The sequence below is a fragment of the Brevibacillus sp. MS2.2 genome (genome assembly GCF_013284345.1).
GTDB lineage: Bacteria > Bacillota > Bacilli > Brevibacillales > Brevibacillaceae > Brevibacillus > Brevibacillus brevis_C.
Window position 1 is genome coordinate 92,469 of sequence record NZ_JABSUZ010000011.1, and the last position, 14,789, is coordinate 107,257.

14 protein-coding genes and 1 riboswitch are annotated in these 14,789 nt (G+C 49.5%); of the genes, 6 read left to right on the forward strand and 8 right to left on the reverse strand.

Annotated features, from left to right (window positions below):
* Nucleotide 1: 1 nt before the first annotated feature.
* The 7 genes from HP568_RS12705 to HP568_RS12735 all read right to left on the reverse strand — a co-directional run bounded on the left by HP568_RS12705 (nt 2) and on the right by HP568_RS12735 (nt 8,489).
* Nucleotides 2–1,099 carry an ArsR/SmtB family transcription factor gene (locus HP568_RS12705; protein WP_173629258.1) on the reverse strand — a complete coding sequence of 366 codons (1,098 nt, stop codon included), beginning with the start codon at nt 1,097–1,099 and terminating at the stop codon, nt 2–4.
* Between the two features lie 152 nt (nt 1,100–1,251).
* Entirely contained in the window at nt 1,252–2,565 is a 1,314-nt protein-coding gene (locus HP568_RS12710; protein ID WP_254551187.1) for a DUF4129 domain-containing protein, read from the reverse strand.
* 11 nt (nt 2,566–2,576) lie between these two features.
* Nucleotides 2,577–3,767 (reverse strand): DUF58 domain-containing protein, encoded by a 1,191-nt coding sequence (locus tag HP568_RS12715; protein WP_173629260.1) that lies wholly within the window; start codon nt 3,765–3,767, stop codon nt 2,577–2,579.
* A gap of 4 nt (nt 3,768–3,771) precedes the next feature.
* Complete coding sequence (locus HP568_RS12720) at nt 3,772–4,710, reverse strand: AAA family ATPase (protein WP_048036176.1); 939 nt, start codon at nt 4,708–4,710, stop codon at nt 3,772–3,774.
* A gap of 48 nt (nt 4,711–4,758) precedes the next feature.
* Nucleotides 4,759–5,985 carry an MFS transporter gene (locus tag HP568_RS12725; RefSeq protein WP_173629261.1) on the reverse strand — a complete coding sequence of 409 codons (1,227 nt, stop codon included), beginning with the start codon at nt 5,983–5,985 and terminating at the stop codon, nt 4,759–4,761.
* Entirely contained in the window at nt 5,982–7,031 is a 1,050-nt protein-coding gene (locus tag HP568_RS12730) for an ArsR/SmtB family transcription factor (RefSeq protein WP_173629262.1), read from the reverse strand. Before HP568_RS12730 ends, HP568_RS12725 begins: the two co-directional genes overlap by 4 nt.
* Before the next feature lie 153 nt (nt 7,032–7,184).
* Entirely contained in the window at nt 7,185–8,489 is a 1,305-nt protein-coding gene (locus HP568_RS12735; RefSeq protein ID WP_173629263.1) for a homocysteine synthase, read from the reverse strand.
* A 90-nt stretch (nt 8,490–8,579) separates the two neighbouring features.
* Nucleotides 8,580–8,686: riboswitch (SAM riboswitch) on the reverse strand.
* Nucleotides 8,687–8,997: 311 nt separating this feature from the next.
* Between HP568_RS12735 and HP568_RS12740 the strand changes: the two genes are divergently transcribed.
* Both HP568_RS12740 and HP568_RS12745 read left to right on the forward strand, forming a co-directional pair.
* Complete coding sequence (locus tag HP568_RS12740; RefSeq protein ID WP_017247247.1) at nt 8,998–9,309, forward strand: rhodanese-like domain-containing protein; 312 nt, start codon at nt 8,998–9,000, stop codon at nt 9,307–9,309.
* An 81-nt stretch (nt 9,310–9,390) separates the two neighbouring features.
* Complete coding sequence (locus HP568_RS12745; protein WP_235617599.1) at nt 9,391–10,017, forward strand: SCO family protein; 627 nt, start codon at nt 9,391–9,393, stop codon at nt 10,015–10,017.
* Here HP568_RS12745 and HP568_RS12750 read toward each other — a convergent pair.
* Entirely contained in the window at nt 10,014–10,388 is a 375-nt protein-coding gene (locus tag HP568_RS12750) for a YqzG/YhdC family protein (RefSeq protein ID WP_235617600.1), read from the reverse strand. The two genes, HP568_RS12745 and HP568_RS12750, sit on opposite strands and share 4 nt — an antisense overlap.
* A gap of 67 nt (nt 10,389–10,455) precedes the next feature.
* Here HP568_RS12750 and HP568_RS12755 point away from each other — a divergent pair, with 67 nt between their 5' ends.
* The 4 genes from HP568_RS12755 (at nt 10,456) to HP568_RS12770 (ending at nt 14,733) form a co-directional block, all read left to right on the forward strand.
* Nucleotides 10,456–11,226: a hypothetical protein gene (locus tag HP568_RS12755; RefSeq protein ID WP_048036183.1), complete on the forward strand. Its 771-nt coding sequence runs from the start codon at nt 10,456–10,458 to the stop codon at nt 11,224–11,226.
* A 98-nt stretch (nt 11,227–11,324) separates the two neighbouring features.
* Nucleotides 11,325–12,995 carry a ribonuclease J1 gene (gene rnjA / locus HP568_RS12760; protein WP_048036184.1) on the forward strand — a complete coding sequence of 557 codons (1,671 nt, stop codon included), beginning with the start codon at nt 11,325–11,327 and terminating at the stop codon, nt 12,993–12,995.
* A 78-nt stretch (nt 12,996–13,073) separates the two neighbouring features.
* A complete protein-coding gene (locus HP568_RS12765) occupies nt 13,074–13,502 on the forward strand; it encodes a BrxA/BrxB family bacilliredoxin (RefSeq protein WP_012684201.1) in 429 nt (142 codons plus the stop codon).
* 529 nt (nt 13,503–14,031) lie between these two features.
* Entirely contained in the window at nt 14,032–14,733 is a 702-nt protein-coding gene (locus HP568_RS12770) for an SDR family oxidoreductase (protein WP_173629264.1), read from the forward strand.
* The last annotated feature ends 56 nt before the right edge of the window (nt 14,734–14,789 follow it).

Below are 14,789 nucleotides of genomic sequence, written 5' to 3' on the forward strand. Positions count from 1 at the left end.
GTTATTTCCTCCGTTCTGGGGGATGTGATGAAGCAGGTGGAGAGACAACTCCGGGAACAGGCATATCGATGAACTCATGCAGATCGACGGCGAGCTGTTCCAGCCTTGATGCAATCGCGCGGTAAAACACATACCGTCCCCGTCGTTCACTCCAGATAAAGCCTGTTTCTACCAACAGATTCAAGTGCTTGTTGACGGCAGGCTCACTAATGTTGTGCAGGTCAGCCAACTGCTGCGTGCAGTAAGGATGAGCCAATAACGATTTGAGAATCGCTGTCCGCGTCGGGTCACTGAACACCTTCATTTTGCTGATGAAGTCAGCGGGAATCACCGAGGTGGCTTTGGTGCCGGGAACGTCTACGGATAAGCACACAGAGATATGGTCGTCGTAAATGCCGAGCAACAAATGCGGCGCAATAAAAGTAGAGACACGCAAATGGATACGCGCTAGCTCCGAATAGCCAAATGTGTACGTTTTTGCTTTATGAAATTGCAAGAAGTCTTCGTGCACCTTCAAGCGCGGGTGTATCTGTGACAAAAACGGAATCGGATCAAGCTTGATCTGCTCTTGTGCCTCATGTACGGCGCGGACGAGCCACGGTTCAATCCGCCGTTCTTCTGTCTGGAAAAAAGGCAGGTAGTCGTAGCAAAACTCCAGAAAACTGCGCTTGGTCGAGAGCGGATGGCGCAAAAGCTCCCGATGCTCCGGTTTCAGCTCATCAAAAATCTCGTCTGTACGTCCTTGCATCCAAGCATGAAGTTGTCTGGGATGATAGACGGGACCGATCATGAGCTGGGCAAACTCGCCTGCATCCATCGCCTGTACACGCTCCAATGCGGCCTCAACCGAATGCTCAAAGCACTCCTCCCACGGTGCTAAGAAGTCCATGGCATCGAGAAACTGATTGGACATGGAGCTAAAATAGTGAAGCTTTTTCAAGAACGGGGCAGGTAAAGCAGTGAGCAACTCCTCCGCCCAATGCAAGCGGGAGGTGTGATGCTCCGGCTTGGCAAGTACATGGAGACTTAAGAAAAACTCATGGCCGGGTATGTATGCGACATGAAGATGCTTACGCAGCCAGTCAGGCAAATCTTGCACGGAGCATCCTCCTTTCTTGTTTAATTAACCATTTGGTGAATTCAATTTGAGAGTGGGCAAAATTGAAGAAATTATGCCGGAGGGGCAACTCGATGTCAAGAGAAAAAGAAAACAACCACGGCTAACGGGTAGCACGTGGTTGTGGAGCGGTATTACATCTCAGAGAAACGAGAGCCGATCGTCTGCACAGCTTGCTGCATCGCTGTCAAATCCGCTTCGGGAAGCGACTTTTCCTGATAGCGATATTGCTGATAGTAACGTGTGATGCGAGCGACTGCATCTAGCTGAGCTGCATCTAGCAAGGACTGTTCGCGCAGGCGATTGAAAAACTCTTGGGGTGTCTCATGCAGCTCGATTGGCATTCCTTGCTTCTCCATGAGGACGAGAAATTGATAGTAGGCGTACCTGGTTGGATCATCCTCTGGGCCAACGGGCTGTTTGAACCATTTAGCAGAGCCATCTTCTACGCTTTCTTCACTGGAAGAGGGAGGAACAGTGGTCAATACGGTATTTTGTGCAGCCGCCACTTCTTTTTCCAGCGTAATCGTCCCCTTGAAGCGCTTTTTCCATATGTATCGGCCGAGCAGGATCACACAGGCAAGGATGAAGGCAATAATTAAGTAGGGCTGTAGAACAGAAAAGAGTGATTCTCCGAGCTGTATCTGGACCACTGGATTATCTTCTCTTGGCCCCGCACTTTCCATGAGAACCTGTATGTTTGCCTGTTTTTGGTTTGCCCTCTCGTACAACCGTTCAAACAATTCCACAATGAAAATAAGCACAGGCTCAAAGAGCGTATACAGTCCAGCGCTGACAGGTCCTTTTATCCAACTCCATATCCAATAGATGAGACTAAGTACGATAGAACCGACAGCCAAATAACCCGCGATCAAAAGAAAACGAGTGCCCAGCACTTGACTGCCGAGTAGCAAGCTAATGCGGGCAGGCAGCCTCGTAGAAAGTGATCCTTCCCGCAGCACGAACGCCACAATCGCCACAAAAATATAGCTGAGAGTAATGAGGACGAGCATGGAAAAAGAAGATGCGAGCGAATAGGAACCCGGGTCAACGATGGAGGTGTAAAGCACTGTTAACACGAGCTGTATCAGACCCGCCATCAGCGCCAGAACAAATCTGCGTTGCAGACTGTCATGTCGATATCCTTCCGATGCAGCACTTTGTACTCTCCAGAAATAAACAGCAGCCAATATAAGCGCGATGAGCCAGGAATCGTAGAGATAGTAGCTGCCCATTCCTATGACAAACACAAGGGGGTACAGCAACAGATGGAGCATAAAGCGACCGCCGCCACTATGGTACAGCCAGCTCCCCGCCATGAGCAGGAGCGCTGCGACTAGGCAAAACGAGAGCAGTTGACCAAAGCCTGCTGTCATATACCCAAACAAGATCAGGAAAACGCCCGTCAGCATGGCCTCTAGCCAAAATGCGAGCGTCCAGCGCCCCATCAAGGAGAGTGTCATCCCATCATCACGCTCCTTTTTTTCAAGCTAGCATGCTCAAAACGCTGGATGGTGACAAGGTCAGAAGAAACATCCAGCACCGCAACCTGATGACCGCGTTGAACAAGGCGCTCCGCCGAGGCTTGTACAGATGGGTCCATTCGTGGTGTCACAATGAGAATGGCTTCCTTTCCAGGTGCCCCCTCTAATCGGCGAAGAACAGGCGCCAGTGGCGTTGTCACAAAATGATGGATTTGCGCCAGTTGAGTCATGACGTGCAGATGGTGCGCCTTGCCACTTCCTGTAGGCAAATGAAAATGTTCGCGTCCTCGTTGTTTCACAGTGAGGTACAGCTCGTATCCGACCGATTTTCTCCTGCACAGGCCAGCCAAAGCCGCAAGACACGAGATCGTCCGTTCATTGGAGGTGTCGTTATACTTTTGCATCATCGGTTCATAGGAGGGCAGGATATGCCCGACGATTCGCCAGTTCGGATGGGCTGTATACTCGAAAAGACGCGTCTCCAGTGAGCCTGTTTTGGCGGTCGCCTTCCAATGGATATGCTTGAAACGGTCGCCTGGCATGTACGACCGAACGCCACGCTGAAACGTGACATCGTCCTGCTGGCGCTGACGAGATAGCCGATTCCCGTCCGGTTCCGTTTCAGCGAGCACGACGGGAGAAAGAGCAAAAGGCAACGGATAGACCAGCAAGGAAAAGGAAATCGACAATGTCAAAGCGGTAGGCTCCTCGCCCAATAACGGCAATGTTTCGGATTGGACATCCGTCAGCCAGACTGTGCCTCGCTTGTTCGGGATGAAAATTAAGGAGCGTGTAGCACTTTGTCGCATCGGCAGATCAAACCGCAGGCGAACGCTGGTCCGATGATTGAGGATTCGCACTTCGTCTGCGCCTTCCACCGAGACATGCTCTGGCAGTGTGAAGCGAAGCCAGGTAACAGGCAAAGGCAGCCACGAACGATTGTGCAAGCGAACTGTAACGTGCACGGGTGTCCCTGACAGGACGCGCGTTTGATCACTGGACCATTCGAGTGACACCCATTTGGACATGGATTTGACCCACCAGTCTTGAGCAGCGGGTAGAAAAAAGAAAAAGCCCCCAAACAGAAAGAAAAACCAGTGACCGGAAAAAACCGCAAAGAGTAGCAAGACAAAACCGATTATGTGAAAGGTTTGCTTGGTGATCATAGCGCTACACGCTTTCTTCGACGGGAGCGGGGACGCTGGTCAAGATTTGCTCCACGACTTCCTGCTCTGTCACATGCAGCTCTGCTTCCATAGAGAGGCGGATGCGGTGAACTGCCAGACTTGGGAACACTACTTTCACATCATCCGGCAAGACATAAGTACGACCAGAAACGTACGCGTAAGCCTGGGCGGATCGCAACAGGGCGAGCATGGCGCGCGGACTGATGCCCACCTCAACCGAGCGATGCTGGCGAGTCGCTTCCGTCAGATCGATGACATAGTCTTCCACCGGTTGACTGACATGAACGGTCGTGACCTCGCGTTGCAGAGCCGCAATTTGCTCGACGGTGATGACCGGATCGACGGCCTCTAATGGGGAGCTGCTGCGGAATCTCCGCAAAATTTCTTTGGCATCCTCTCGCGTACCGTAGCCAAGAGACAGCTTGAAAAGAAAGCGGTCCAACTGTGCTTCTGGCAGCGGATAGGTTCCTTCCGATTCAATCGGATTTTGGGTGGCAATGACCAGCATGGTTGATGGGAGTGGCAAGGTGACGCCTTCGATGGTAACCTGGCGTTCCTCCATGCATTCCAGCAAACCGGATTGAGTCCTGGGAGTGGCCCGGTTTATTTCATCTGCGAGCAAGACATCCGCAAAAACAGGTCCCTTGCGTAGTTCGAATTCACTTGTTCGTTGATTGAATACGTGAAGACCGACGACATCAGATGGCAGTAGATCCGCAGTAAATTGCAGGCGGTTGTAAGAGCCGCCAATCGCTTGCGCCAATGTTTTGGCAAGCACGGTTTTTCCCATTCCGGGCAAATCCTCCAGCAATACGTGACCACGGGCGAGCAAGGCCGTTACCAATAGGCGGATCTGACTTTCTTTGCCCACGATGACGCTGCTGATAGCATGCTGAAGCTTATCCAATGTCGGATGAGTCATGAAAATTCTCCTTTTCCCATTCAAAATTTAGGAGTCTTACGGTTTTTATTATATATGGAATATCCTGTTAGTTACAAATTTTCGAAATAATATTCCCGCCAGCGCGGAGAGCACGATGAGGGCACCGACAGAGATGTAAAGGGGGCGAATCCCTACCTGATCGCTCAACTGTCCGCCAAGCCAAATACCGACGGGCATCGTTGCACGCACAATGAGCAGTCGGACAGACAATACACGCCCCATTAGCTCGGAAGGAACGTGAAGCTGATACAGGCTTGTGCTATGTACCTGGAAAAAAGGGGCAAACAGACCAGCCAGTAGTTCGATGGTGATTGCAAGCCAGAGGTCATGGGTAAAGCCTAGTGCAACAAAGCTTAAGCCACCTAATACCAGCGATCCCAACATAATCAGGGGCTGTCCAAGGCTGCTATGTAAGCGTGGCACGAGCAAGGAGCCGAAGAAATAGCCCAACGGATAACCAGCCAAAAACAAGCCTACATGAAACGAGGTGCCTTGCAGCTCGCCGGATACAAAAGGCAGGTTTAGTACGAGTGTGACTCCGACAGCAAATTGGACGAGAGCCGAGTACAGGCCAAGCCAGAGCAAAAGGGGCTTCTGCCAAAAAATCGCAAGACCAGCCTTAAACATAACGAACCACGATTGCTTCTTGTTGGCGGTATCGGCTGGGGCAATTGGACAAAGAACCAGAAAGAAACCGCTGAGTGCATAGCTGATCGCGACCAATGCGAGTACGGACTCACCGCCGATATTCGCCACGAGAATCCCAGCCAAAGGAGGACCTGTAATCAAGGCAACTCGCAGGACACTATCCAAATAGGCATTGGCTTGGAGGAGCTGCTCTCTTTTGACCAGAGCAGGGAGGAGCGACTGGCTGGCTGGCACATACAGCGGTTGAACGAGACCGTTGATCAAGGCAGTGAAATACAGTGGCCAGAGCGATTCTGTCCCGGAAGTAATGACCGCAAAGGACAAACAAAACGCAGCAGCTCGCATCCATTGAGAAAAAATCATGACACGCTTCTTGTCGAATCGGTCGATGTACGGTCCGGCTACCAACTGAATAGCGAGCGACGGCAAGAAATACAGCAGCCACATCTGTCCGACCGCACCTTGTGAGCCTGTTGCCTGATAGATTAACCAGCTATTGGCGAGGGTACCGAGTGAGGCGCCGAGTTCTGAAATGAGCTGACCGAAAAGAATCCAACGATAAGAACGCTGCTGCCAGACAGAGGCTTGGACCGCGGTTTGGCTCATGGGGTGCTCCTGTCTAGGAATTCATCCCACATCAGGGGGAGCTTGTCCAGGGTATGACGGCGGAGTCTGTAACGGGAGCCTGCTGTTTCAACGAGATGAGCAGACCGCAGCATGGACAGGTGATGGTGCACTGTCGATTTTGCCATGGAGAGTTGATCTGTTATCTCTTGCAGGCTCAGGTCCTTTTCCGCCAGCATTTTGACCATGCGCAGTCTGTGCTCATCTCCGAGTGCTTTTAAGGCTTGCACCAGTGAAGGGGGTGGCTGATTAGGGTCTACAGCATCGTGCAAATTTTCGTCGGCAACAGGGTAATAAAAAATTTTCGTCCCGACAGCATCGGCCTGTACGGTCCACGGGCGATAAATCGCTTGTGGAATCAGCAATACGCGTGTCACCGCAGGTTCTGGGAGGTAGCTCGATCCCGTCGCATACTCCACCAAGGCTTCCGGATTGAGCTTTCCTAGCTTGCTTTGCTTTTGCGACCAATCCCGTTCTAGCATACGAACGATCTCTTCCTCACGTGGCTTGATATGCGTGGTATACCAGCCTTCCATCAATCGGAGAATATGACTCCGAAGCTCTTCTGCATCAACGGAAGTAATATGTCCGATATACGATTCAAAAAAGAGATGCGCGCGGCACGCTTCCTGCAAAGCGGCGCATTCATCCGTGCTTCCTTGTGCAGCCTTCCGCCGTGCTTCCTGCATATTTTCACCTAGATAAGGGAGGGCCTCGTATCGGAGCTGTTCTGTTGAGAGCTCTCTGACGTACGAGAGAAATGAATCCAGATCAGCGAAAGGACAAAGATCGAGCAGTTGCAAAAGCGTCTTCCACGTGTTGTGTTCCCTCGCATAGTCAACCTCTTGCTGTACAGAGGGTGATAGCTCGTCCAACAGTTGACGCCAGTAGGCAGGAGGGTGTTCCATCGTGTGATGCAATTGATCGTAGGTAGCGGCAGCGATTCCCAAGGCAGCTTCGAATAAAGGAGAATACGAGATCTCAACCCGATAGGTCGTTCGTTCACTGCCAATGTTCAAAATTTTCATGTGATCATCCTTCCAAAATTTGTACATAATTATGTATTTTATAAATAACGAATTTGAAATTCAATATTTTTCGAATGAAAATAGAAAAAGAAAAGAAGAATCACAAATCTCTATCCAAAGAGATCATGGTTCTTCCTTCTTCTAAAAGTATGGTTAACCTACCGTAGATAATTGAAACGCACGCTGCAGTGCTTGCTCCAGATCAGAGAGGATATCGTCGATCGATTCTGTGCCGACTGAGAGGCGAATAAGTCCCGGAGTCACTCCGGCTGCTGCTTGCTCTTCTTCCGTCATCTGCTGATGCGTTGTGCTAGCTGGATGAATGATGAGTGACTTGGAGTCCCCGACATTTGCGAGATGGGAGAACAGCTTCACTGATTCGATCAATGTTTTTCCTGCCTCAACGCCACCACGAATTCCAAAGGTCAGGATCGCGCCAGCACCTTTTGGCAAATATTTTTGTGCCAATTCATGCTGGGAGTCAGACTCCAGCCCCGGATAACTCACCCACTCTACGGCAGAGTGATTGGCGAGGAATTGGGCTACTGCCAGGGCGTTCTGGCTATGTCGCTCGATGCGCAGATGCAGGGTTTCTAATCCTTGCAGGAACAAGAAGGAATTGATCGGGGCGACTGCCGCTCCGATATCGCGCTGGAGCTGGACGCGCGCCTTGATAATATAGGCGAGTGGACCGACTGCCTCTGTATAGACAACTCCATGGTAGCTTGGGTCAGGTGTAGTCAGACCTGGGAATTTTCCGTTGTTCCAGTCGAATTTTCCAGAGTCTATGATGATACCGCCAATTGCTGTTCCGTGTCCGCCGATGAATTTGGTGGTGGAGTGCACGACAATATCGGCCCCGTGCTCAAAAGGACGGCATAAAATTGGAGTCGCGAAGGTGTTGTCCACGATCAAAGGTACGCCATTTTCGTGGGCAATATGGGCGATGGCCTCGATATCAGCGACATCAATGCGCGGATTGCCAATCGTCTCGCAAAACACGGCTTTTGTCTTTTCATTGATATAGGTACGGAAATTTTCCGGATTGGATTGATCAGCAAAATGAACCTTGATACCGAGGCGGGGAAGAGTGTGGGCGAACAGATTGTAGGTACCGCCGTAGAGGCTGCTGGAAGCGACGATCTCGTCTCCTGCATGCGCAATATTTAAGATGGCGAATGTAATAGCAGCCTGCCCGGATGCAGTCGCGAGTGCACCAACTCCGCCTTCGAGCAGGGCAACACGCTTTTCAAACACATCCTGGGTCGGATTCATGATACGTGTATAGATGTTCCCAAACTCTTTTAAGCCAAACAGATTGGCTGCATGCTCCGTATCACGGAAAACATAGGAGGTCGTCTGATAGATCGGAACAGCACGTGAGCCTGTTACAGGGTCAACCTCCTGCCCACCGTGGACCGCAAGTGTTTCTGGCTTCCATTGTTGTTGATCGGACATGTCCATCTCTCCTTTTACTATGGGAAATCGGCTAATAAAAAACGGAGCATTCTCCTGAGAAGAAGAAGGCTCCGATCATGCACGGGCTTGTGTTCATCTCTCAGAATCACTGGATTCTGCAGGAATTAGCACCATGCAGCTAGTCTGCTGGTTGCCGGGTTTCGTAGGGCCTGTCCCTCCACCGCTCTTGATGAGAAAAGTTGTTGTCGTAATTGTATGAAAATAAAACCTCGCTGTCAACGCATAATCGTAAGTTATCAGGGAGGTTTTTGTGTATATGTGTATGGAAGGCTTTCACTCATGCCATTAATTTGTAACGCTTTTGCCTCAAGCTGTTCACATCCCGTGATGCTACTGCCGCAGTGAAATAGGAGATAATGGTAGAAAATAGGGAGCATGGATGCATAGTGAAGCCAAGTGCTCTTCGCGTTAGAAAAGTAAAAAAGCGTGTGATATCATGGAGGTGGTTACAACTGATCTGATCGTACATATAGGAGGATAAATAGCGATGAGCCATGGAGTAAAGGAAATGACACCACAAGAGCTGTTGGAAAAGCTGGAAGCCAAAGAGGAACTGCAAGTCATTGATGTACGTGAAGTCGATGAGTGGAATGCAGGTCACATTAAAGAGGCAAAGCTGATCCCACTCGGCTTTTTGCCGCACCGTATCGATGAGCTGGATAAGAACATTCCGATTGTGATGGTTTGCCGTAGTGGTGCCAGAAGCCATAATGCTACAGCGTATTTGAGTGAACAAGGATATGACGTGGCGAATATGGTTGGCGGCATGCTCGCATGGCCAGGTGAAGTGGAACAGTAAGAAGAGATAGAAACAGTGTGAATGCCTCCCGTGTGTAAACAGGAGGCATCTCGCATGGGACAAGCAGGGAGGAAGCAACCCGTGAGTGAAGGAACACAATTGCAGCAGGAATCTGCGATAAAAAAACATTGGTTTCCTGTGTTAGCTGGTATTATCCTTTTGGCTATCGTCGGAGTATTTGGTTATAAGTACATGACAGAAGAGAAGATCGAAGTGTTGAAGCCCATCGCGGACTTCACCTTGGACAACAGTGACGGAACAACCTATACGTTTAATCAAAGTGCTGGCAAGGTACGGCTGGTGGAGTTTATGTTTACCAAGTGCCCGGATATTTGTCCGGCGACTACGTACAACATGGCCAAGCTGCAAGATCAGTTGAAGGAAAAGGGACTGTTCGGAGACAAAGTAGAATTTATCTCTATCTCCTTTGACCCTGATAATGATACGCCGGAAGTCTTGCAGGAGTATGCAGCCAAGTTCAAGGCAGATCAGAGTGGCTGGAAGTTCCTGCGCGGGGACGCTCAGGCTGTAGAAAAAGTGACGAAGGACTTTGGTCTGATGGTCATGAAGCAGCCAGATGGATCTTATGCTCATACGGCTCGCATGTTCCTTGTTGATGGAGATGGAAACATGCGCCGCGCGTACGGGATGGCAGCCGACATGGATATGGAAGTCATGATGAAAGAGATGGAACAGCTCGCTGACTAGTGAGTCTCCTCATAGGAGATGTTTACGACATCTTCTGTCTGATTCACGAATTCAATATGAATGAGTAACGCCCACCTGCGATTGCCTTCTTGAAGCAAGAGCTTAAACGTCTCTTCCGACGTGGTGGGCGTTTTTGGTTTTCGTCCGACATGCAGGTAGTCCACAATTTGAGCGTTTGGATATCGCTTCATCGTTTCCTGCATCGCGAGCCTGCCCCATTTTGCATAGGGAGGCTGGGCATAGGCAGGGAACGGCTGAAAGAGGAGCAGGAAAAGTAAGGTGGAGAGAAGGGGCATCATGTTCCGATGGCGAAATAAGCGACGAGCGGTTTGCACTTGCTGATCCCTCTCCTTTTTGAAATGGTTTTCCATGTATTTTGAAGACTTTTCGGAATATCATTCGTAGAAAATAATGACAATGAAGTGCGGGAGGTTTTCGATGCATTACTTGCTCATCCCCTTATTTGGCGTTCCTGTTTTGGTGGGGGTTCTTGCCGCCATTTTCCAAAAGCCTCCTTTTTGGAAAAAATGGGGACTCACGATTGCTTCAGCCGTATTGATTTACGGAGGCTGCTTCGCCGCGAATGTACATTGGCAAATGAAGTATGGTATTCCGGTGTTACCCACGGAGTCCGACTTGGAGTTATTTTTATACTTTTGTATCCTGTTGGTGTTTGTTTGTATCCTGATGTATATTGTCTTTTTGATCACGATGAGAAAACAGTTTTGGAAAATGAACCTCGTTTTTTTATGCACAGCCTTTGGTATGTTTAGCTTTTTTGCTGCTGCCTTTTTAGGGATGGGCCCCTTTTTGAAAAAAGCGGAGTACGTCACCGTCGTACAAAAAGCAAAAGACCGGTGGAAAGAGGCAAAGATGGACAACGAGAAGCCTATTGATCTCGCCCTCGTATACAGCAGACAAGACTGTACCAAAAATTGTGCCGGGTATCCGTATACAAGTCTGATCCTGGTACGGAATCAATCAGATCAGCCGTTGGAGATTGATTTGAAACTGCGAGTACAAAACAAAAGCGGCACCGTATTAAAAGAAGTCGAAGCCGTACCACTAAAACTCTCTTCAGGAGAAATTACGGAGGTATGGACGGGCGATTCTTATGCAAAGCACGACTTCTGGGCGAGAGCCAGTGTCGTTACCGATGAACGAGTTGCCGATTTGGAGTATCAGTATTCAATTATTGACCGAAGATGAATGTGTGGAATAGACAAGACTGGGTGAAACGAACGTCTTACGTTGTGATATAATAAGAATGGCATGCTTGGTTCGGATTCCCATAATCATGCACGACGATGTTAGGAGGAAAGAGTTTGAGCGACGTTAAGATTTTCGCGATGGGCGGCCTCGGCGAGATCGGAAAAAATATGTACTGCGTCGAGTATGAGGACGAAATCATCATCATTGACTGCGGGGTGAAATTCCCCGAGAATGAAATGTTCGGTATTGATCTGGTTATCCCGGATGTTTCCTATTTAGTGGACAACCAGCACAAGATCAAAGCACTATTATTAACGCACGGACATGAGGATCACATTGGTGCGATTCCTTATATTTTACGACAAATCAAGGTGCCGATTTACGGTGGTCGTCTGACCCTGGGCTTGGTCAAGGCGAAGCTGGAAGAGCACCGTTTGCAGAACGAAGTGAAGCTGATTCCGATTTCGGAAGATACGGAAATTCCTTTTGCGAAGCTGAAGGCGACATTTTTCCGGACGAACCACAGTATTCCAGATTCTTTGGGAATTGTGCTTCATACACCAGAGGGAATGGTCATTCACACAGGTGACTTCAAGTTTGACATGACACCAGTCGGACAAACAACGGAGTACGGAAAAATTGCACGCTTTGGTGCGAGCGGTGACGTTTTGGCGCTTTTGTCCGATAGTACGAACAGTGAGCGTCCTGGATTTACGATGTCAGAGAGATCGGTAGGAGAAGGGATTCTCGATGTGGTACGCAAAGCACGTGGACGCATCATTCTGGCTACCTTTGCTTCCAACGTACATCGCTTGCAACAGGTGGTAGATGCTGCTGAGCAGTGCAATCGCAAAGTGGCGGTTATTGGCCGCAGTATGGAAAAGGTTTTCTTGATTGGCCAAGAGTTGGGCTACATTCAGATGCCAGAGGGCATGCTGATTGATATTAAGCACATCGACAACTACGCAGACAACCAAGTGCTGATTATTTGCACAGGCAGTCAAGGTGAGCCGATGGCAGCGTTGACCCGAATTGCATCCGGTTCGCATCGCACTGTGTCCATTTATCCGGAAGATACAGTGATCATTTCTGCATCTCCGATTCCAGGAAATACGATCAACGTAAGCCGCACGATAGACAAGCTGTACCGTGCAGGTGCCAACGTAGTATTGAGTCATGAATTTGATATTCACGCATCGGGTCATGGCAGTAGCGAAGAGTTGAAGCTCATGCTCAACTTCATTCGTCCGAAATATTTCATCCCGATCCACGGGGAATACCGGATGCTCAAGACTCACTCCAAGCTGGCCCAACAGGTTGGGATCGAGGAGAGCAACATCTTTATTATGGACAACGGCGAAGTGCTGAACTGCAACCGCGAAAAAGCGTGGCTCAGCAAAGTACAAGCAGGGATTGTCCTCATTGATGGCAGTGGTATCGGCGACGTCGGCAATATCGTTCTGCGAGATCGCAAGCATTTGGCAGAGGATGGCTTGATGGTCGTGGTTGTCAGCCTGGATATGAAAAACTTCAAAATTTTGACGGGCCCAGATATCGTGAGCCGCGGCTTCGTATACGTACGCGGTTCGGAATCCTTGATTCAGGAAGCGACACAGCTCGTTCGTGGGCGTCTGCAAGAAGCGTTGGATAAGAAAATCAAGGAATGGTCTGAGCTGAAGTCACAGATTAATGAAGTGATCAAGCCGTTCATTTACGAAAAGACAGGCCGCAACCCAATGATTCTTACCATTTTGATGGAAGTGTAGCTCCTGCTTTCTCGGGAAGGCGCAGTCGGGGTATAATATAAGTAAGTTGAACACGTGATACAAAGGAGAGGTTGCCCAATGATGTCTTATGAAGCATATATGAGCCAAGTAATTCAACCGATGCGCGATGAGTTGACTCGCAACGGTTTTCAAGAGCTTCGCACTGCTGAAGAAGTAGAGCAAGCACTGCCAAATGCAAAAGGCCTGACACTTGTTGTCGTGAACTCGGTTTGTGGCTGCGCAGCAGGACTCGCTCGTCCAGCAGTTGTACATTCCTTGAATCACGCTACAAAGCCGGATAACATCTTCACTGTATTCGCAGGTCAAGACAAGGAAGCGACAGCAAAAGCTCGTGAGTATTTCGAAGGCTATGCTCCGTCTTCCCCATCCTTCGCGATCATGAAAGATGGCAAAATCATGACCATGATCGAGCGTCATCAGATCGAGAACAACGAATTGGCAACAATCGCTGGCCTGTTGACCAACGCTTACGACACTTACAAATAAGAAAGTACGAAACATCACGAGGCGCTCGGCAACGGGCGTCTTTTTTGACAGACTTGGTGTTAGTAATCGTTTGAAATGGGGCTGTAGTGAAGAGAAGAATATTTCCAGTCTAGGCTCCAGGCTCCGTCCATCTGAGGGTAAAGACTGTCCGCTCCGAAGGGATTCGCGGGGAAACGCAAAAGTGGTAGCCGCTACGCCTGAAAATATTCTTCTCTGTCGTTACTGATGGCATCTTTACATTCTTTTCAGGCATTTAAAAACCGATCACCAACCGAGACGCAATGCAAAAAGCGAAACACGCCTTTAAGCGGCCACCTCTGAAATGCATCCTGAAGAGACCACTTTGGCCGCGGTTTCGCTTTTTGCATGGAGTCGTGCAGTCAATCCTCTAGGGGGTGGCCCTAGAAGCTGAGCGTTTTCTCCTGTTTCCTCCCAACACTACAGCCCTAAGTAAAATGTATTGGGATTGATTCCCTTCTTTTATTATACTAAAATGTTTAATAAGTATAATAATGGAGAGGGAGAGAGAATGAGCAAGCTGGTAGTGATTACAGGTGTGACACGTGGTTTGGGTAGGGCGATGGTCGAGCGTTTTCACGAAGCAGGCTGGGCGGTTGCAGGCTGCGGTCGTTCGGAAAAAGAAGTGCAAGGACTGCGTCAGCAATTCGGAGAGCAGCATCATTTTTCTGTCGTGGACGTATCGGTAATGGAGCAGGTGGAACAGTGGGCAGAAGAAGTAAAAGCCAAGGTGGGCGTTCCCGACTTGTTGATTAACAATGCCTCCATTATAAATCGGAACAGTCCAGTCATTGGGCTTGCGGCAAGCGAGTTTTCGAGAGTGATGGACATCAATGTGAATGGTGTTTTCTATGTAATTCGCGCCTTTTTACCGTTTATGGTTCAGCGCGCAAATGGCGGAGTCGTCGTAAATATCAGTTCGTACTGGGGAAGACACGGGGAAGCGTTTTTATCCCCGTACTGCGCATCGAAGTTCGCCATCGAAGGATTGACGCAATCATTGGCAGCCGAATTGCCTGAGGGAATGGCAGCAGTGGCGCTTGATCCAGGAGGGAGTATCGATACTTCCATGCTCCATTCATGCTCGCCAGAAGAGGTGGACACGGCACCGAATCCGGTAGAGTGGAGCCGTGTAGCGGTACCGTACATCATGGGATTTGGTCCGCAAGACAACGGAAAGTCGCTTACCTGCCCACCAGTGAGAAACAACTGAATATCTTTATCAATGATTTACCATGCTGCCGCGAATCCCTCGGCAGCTTTTTTGGT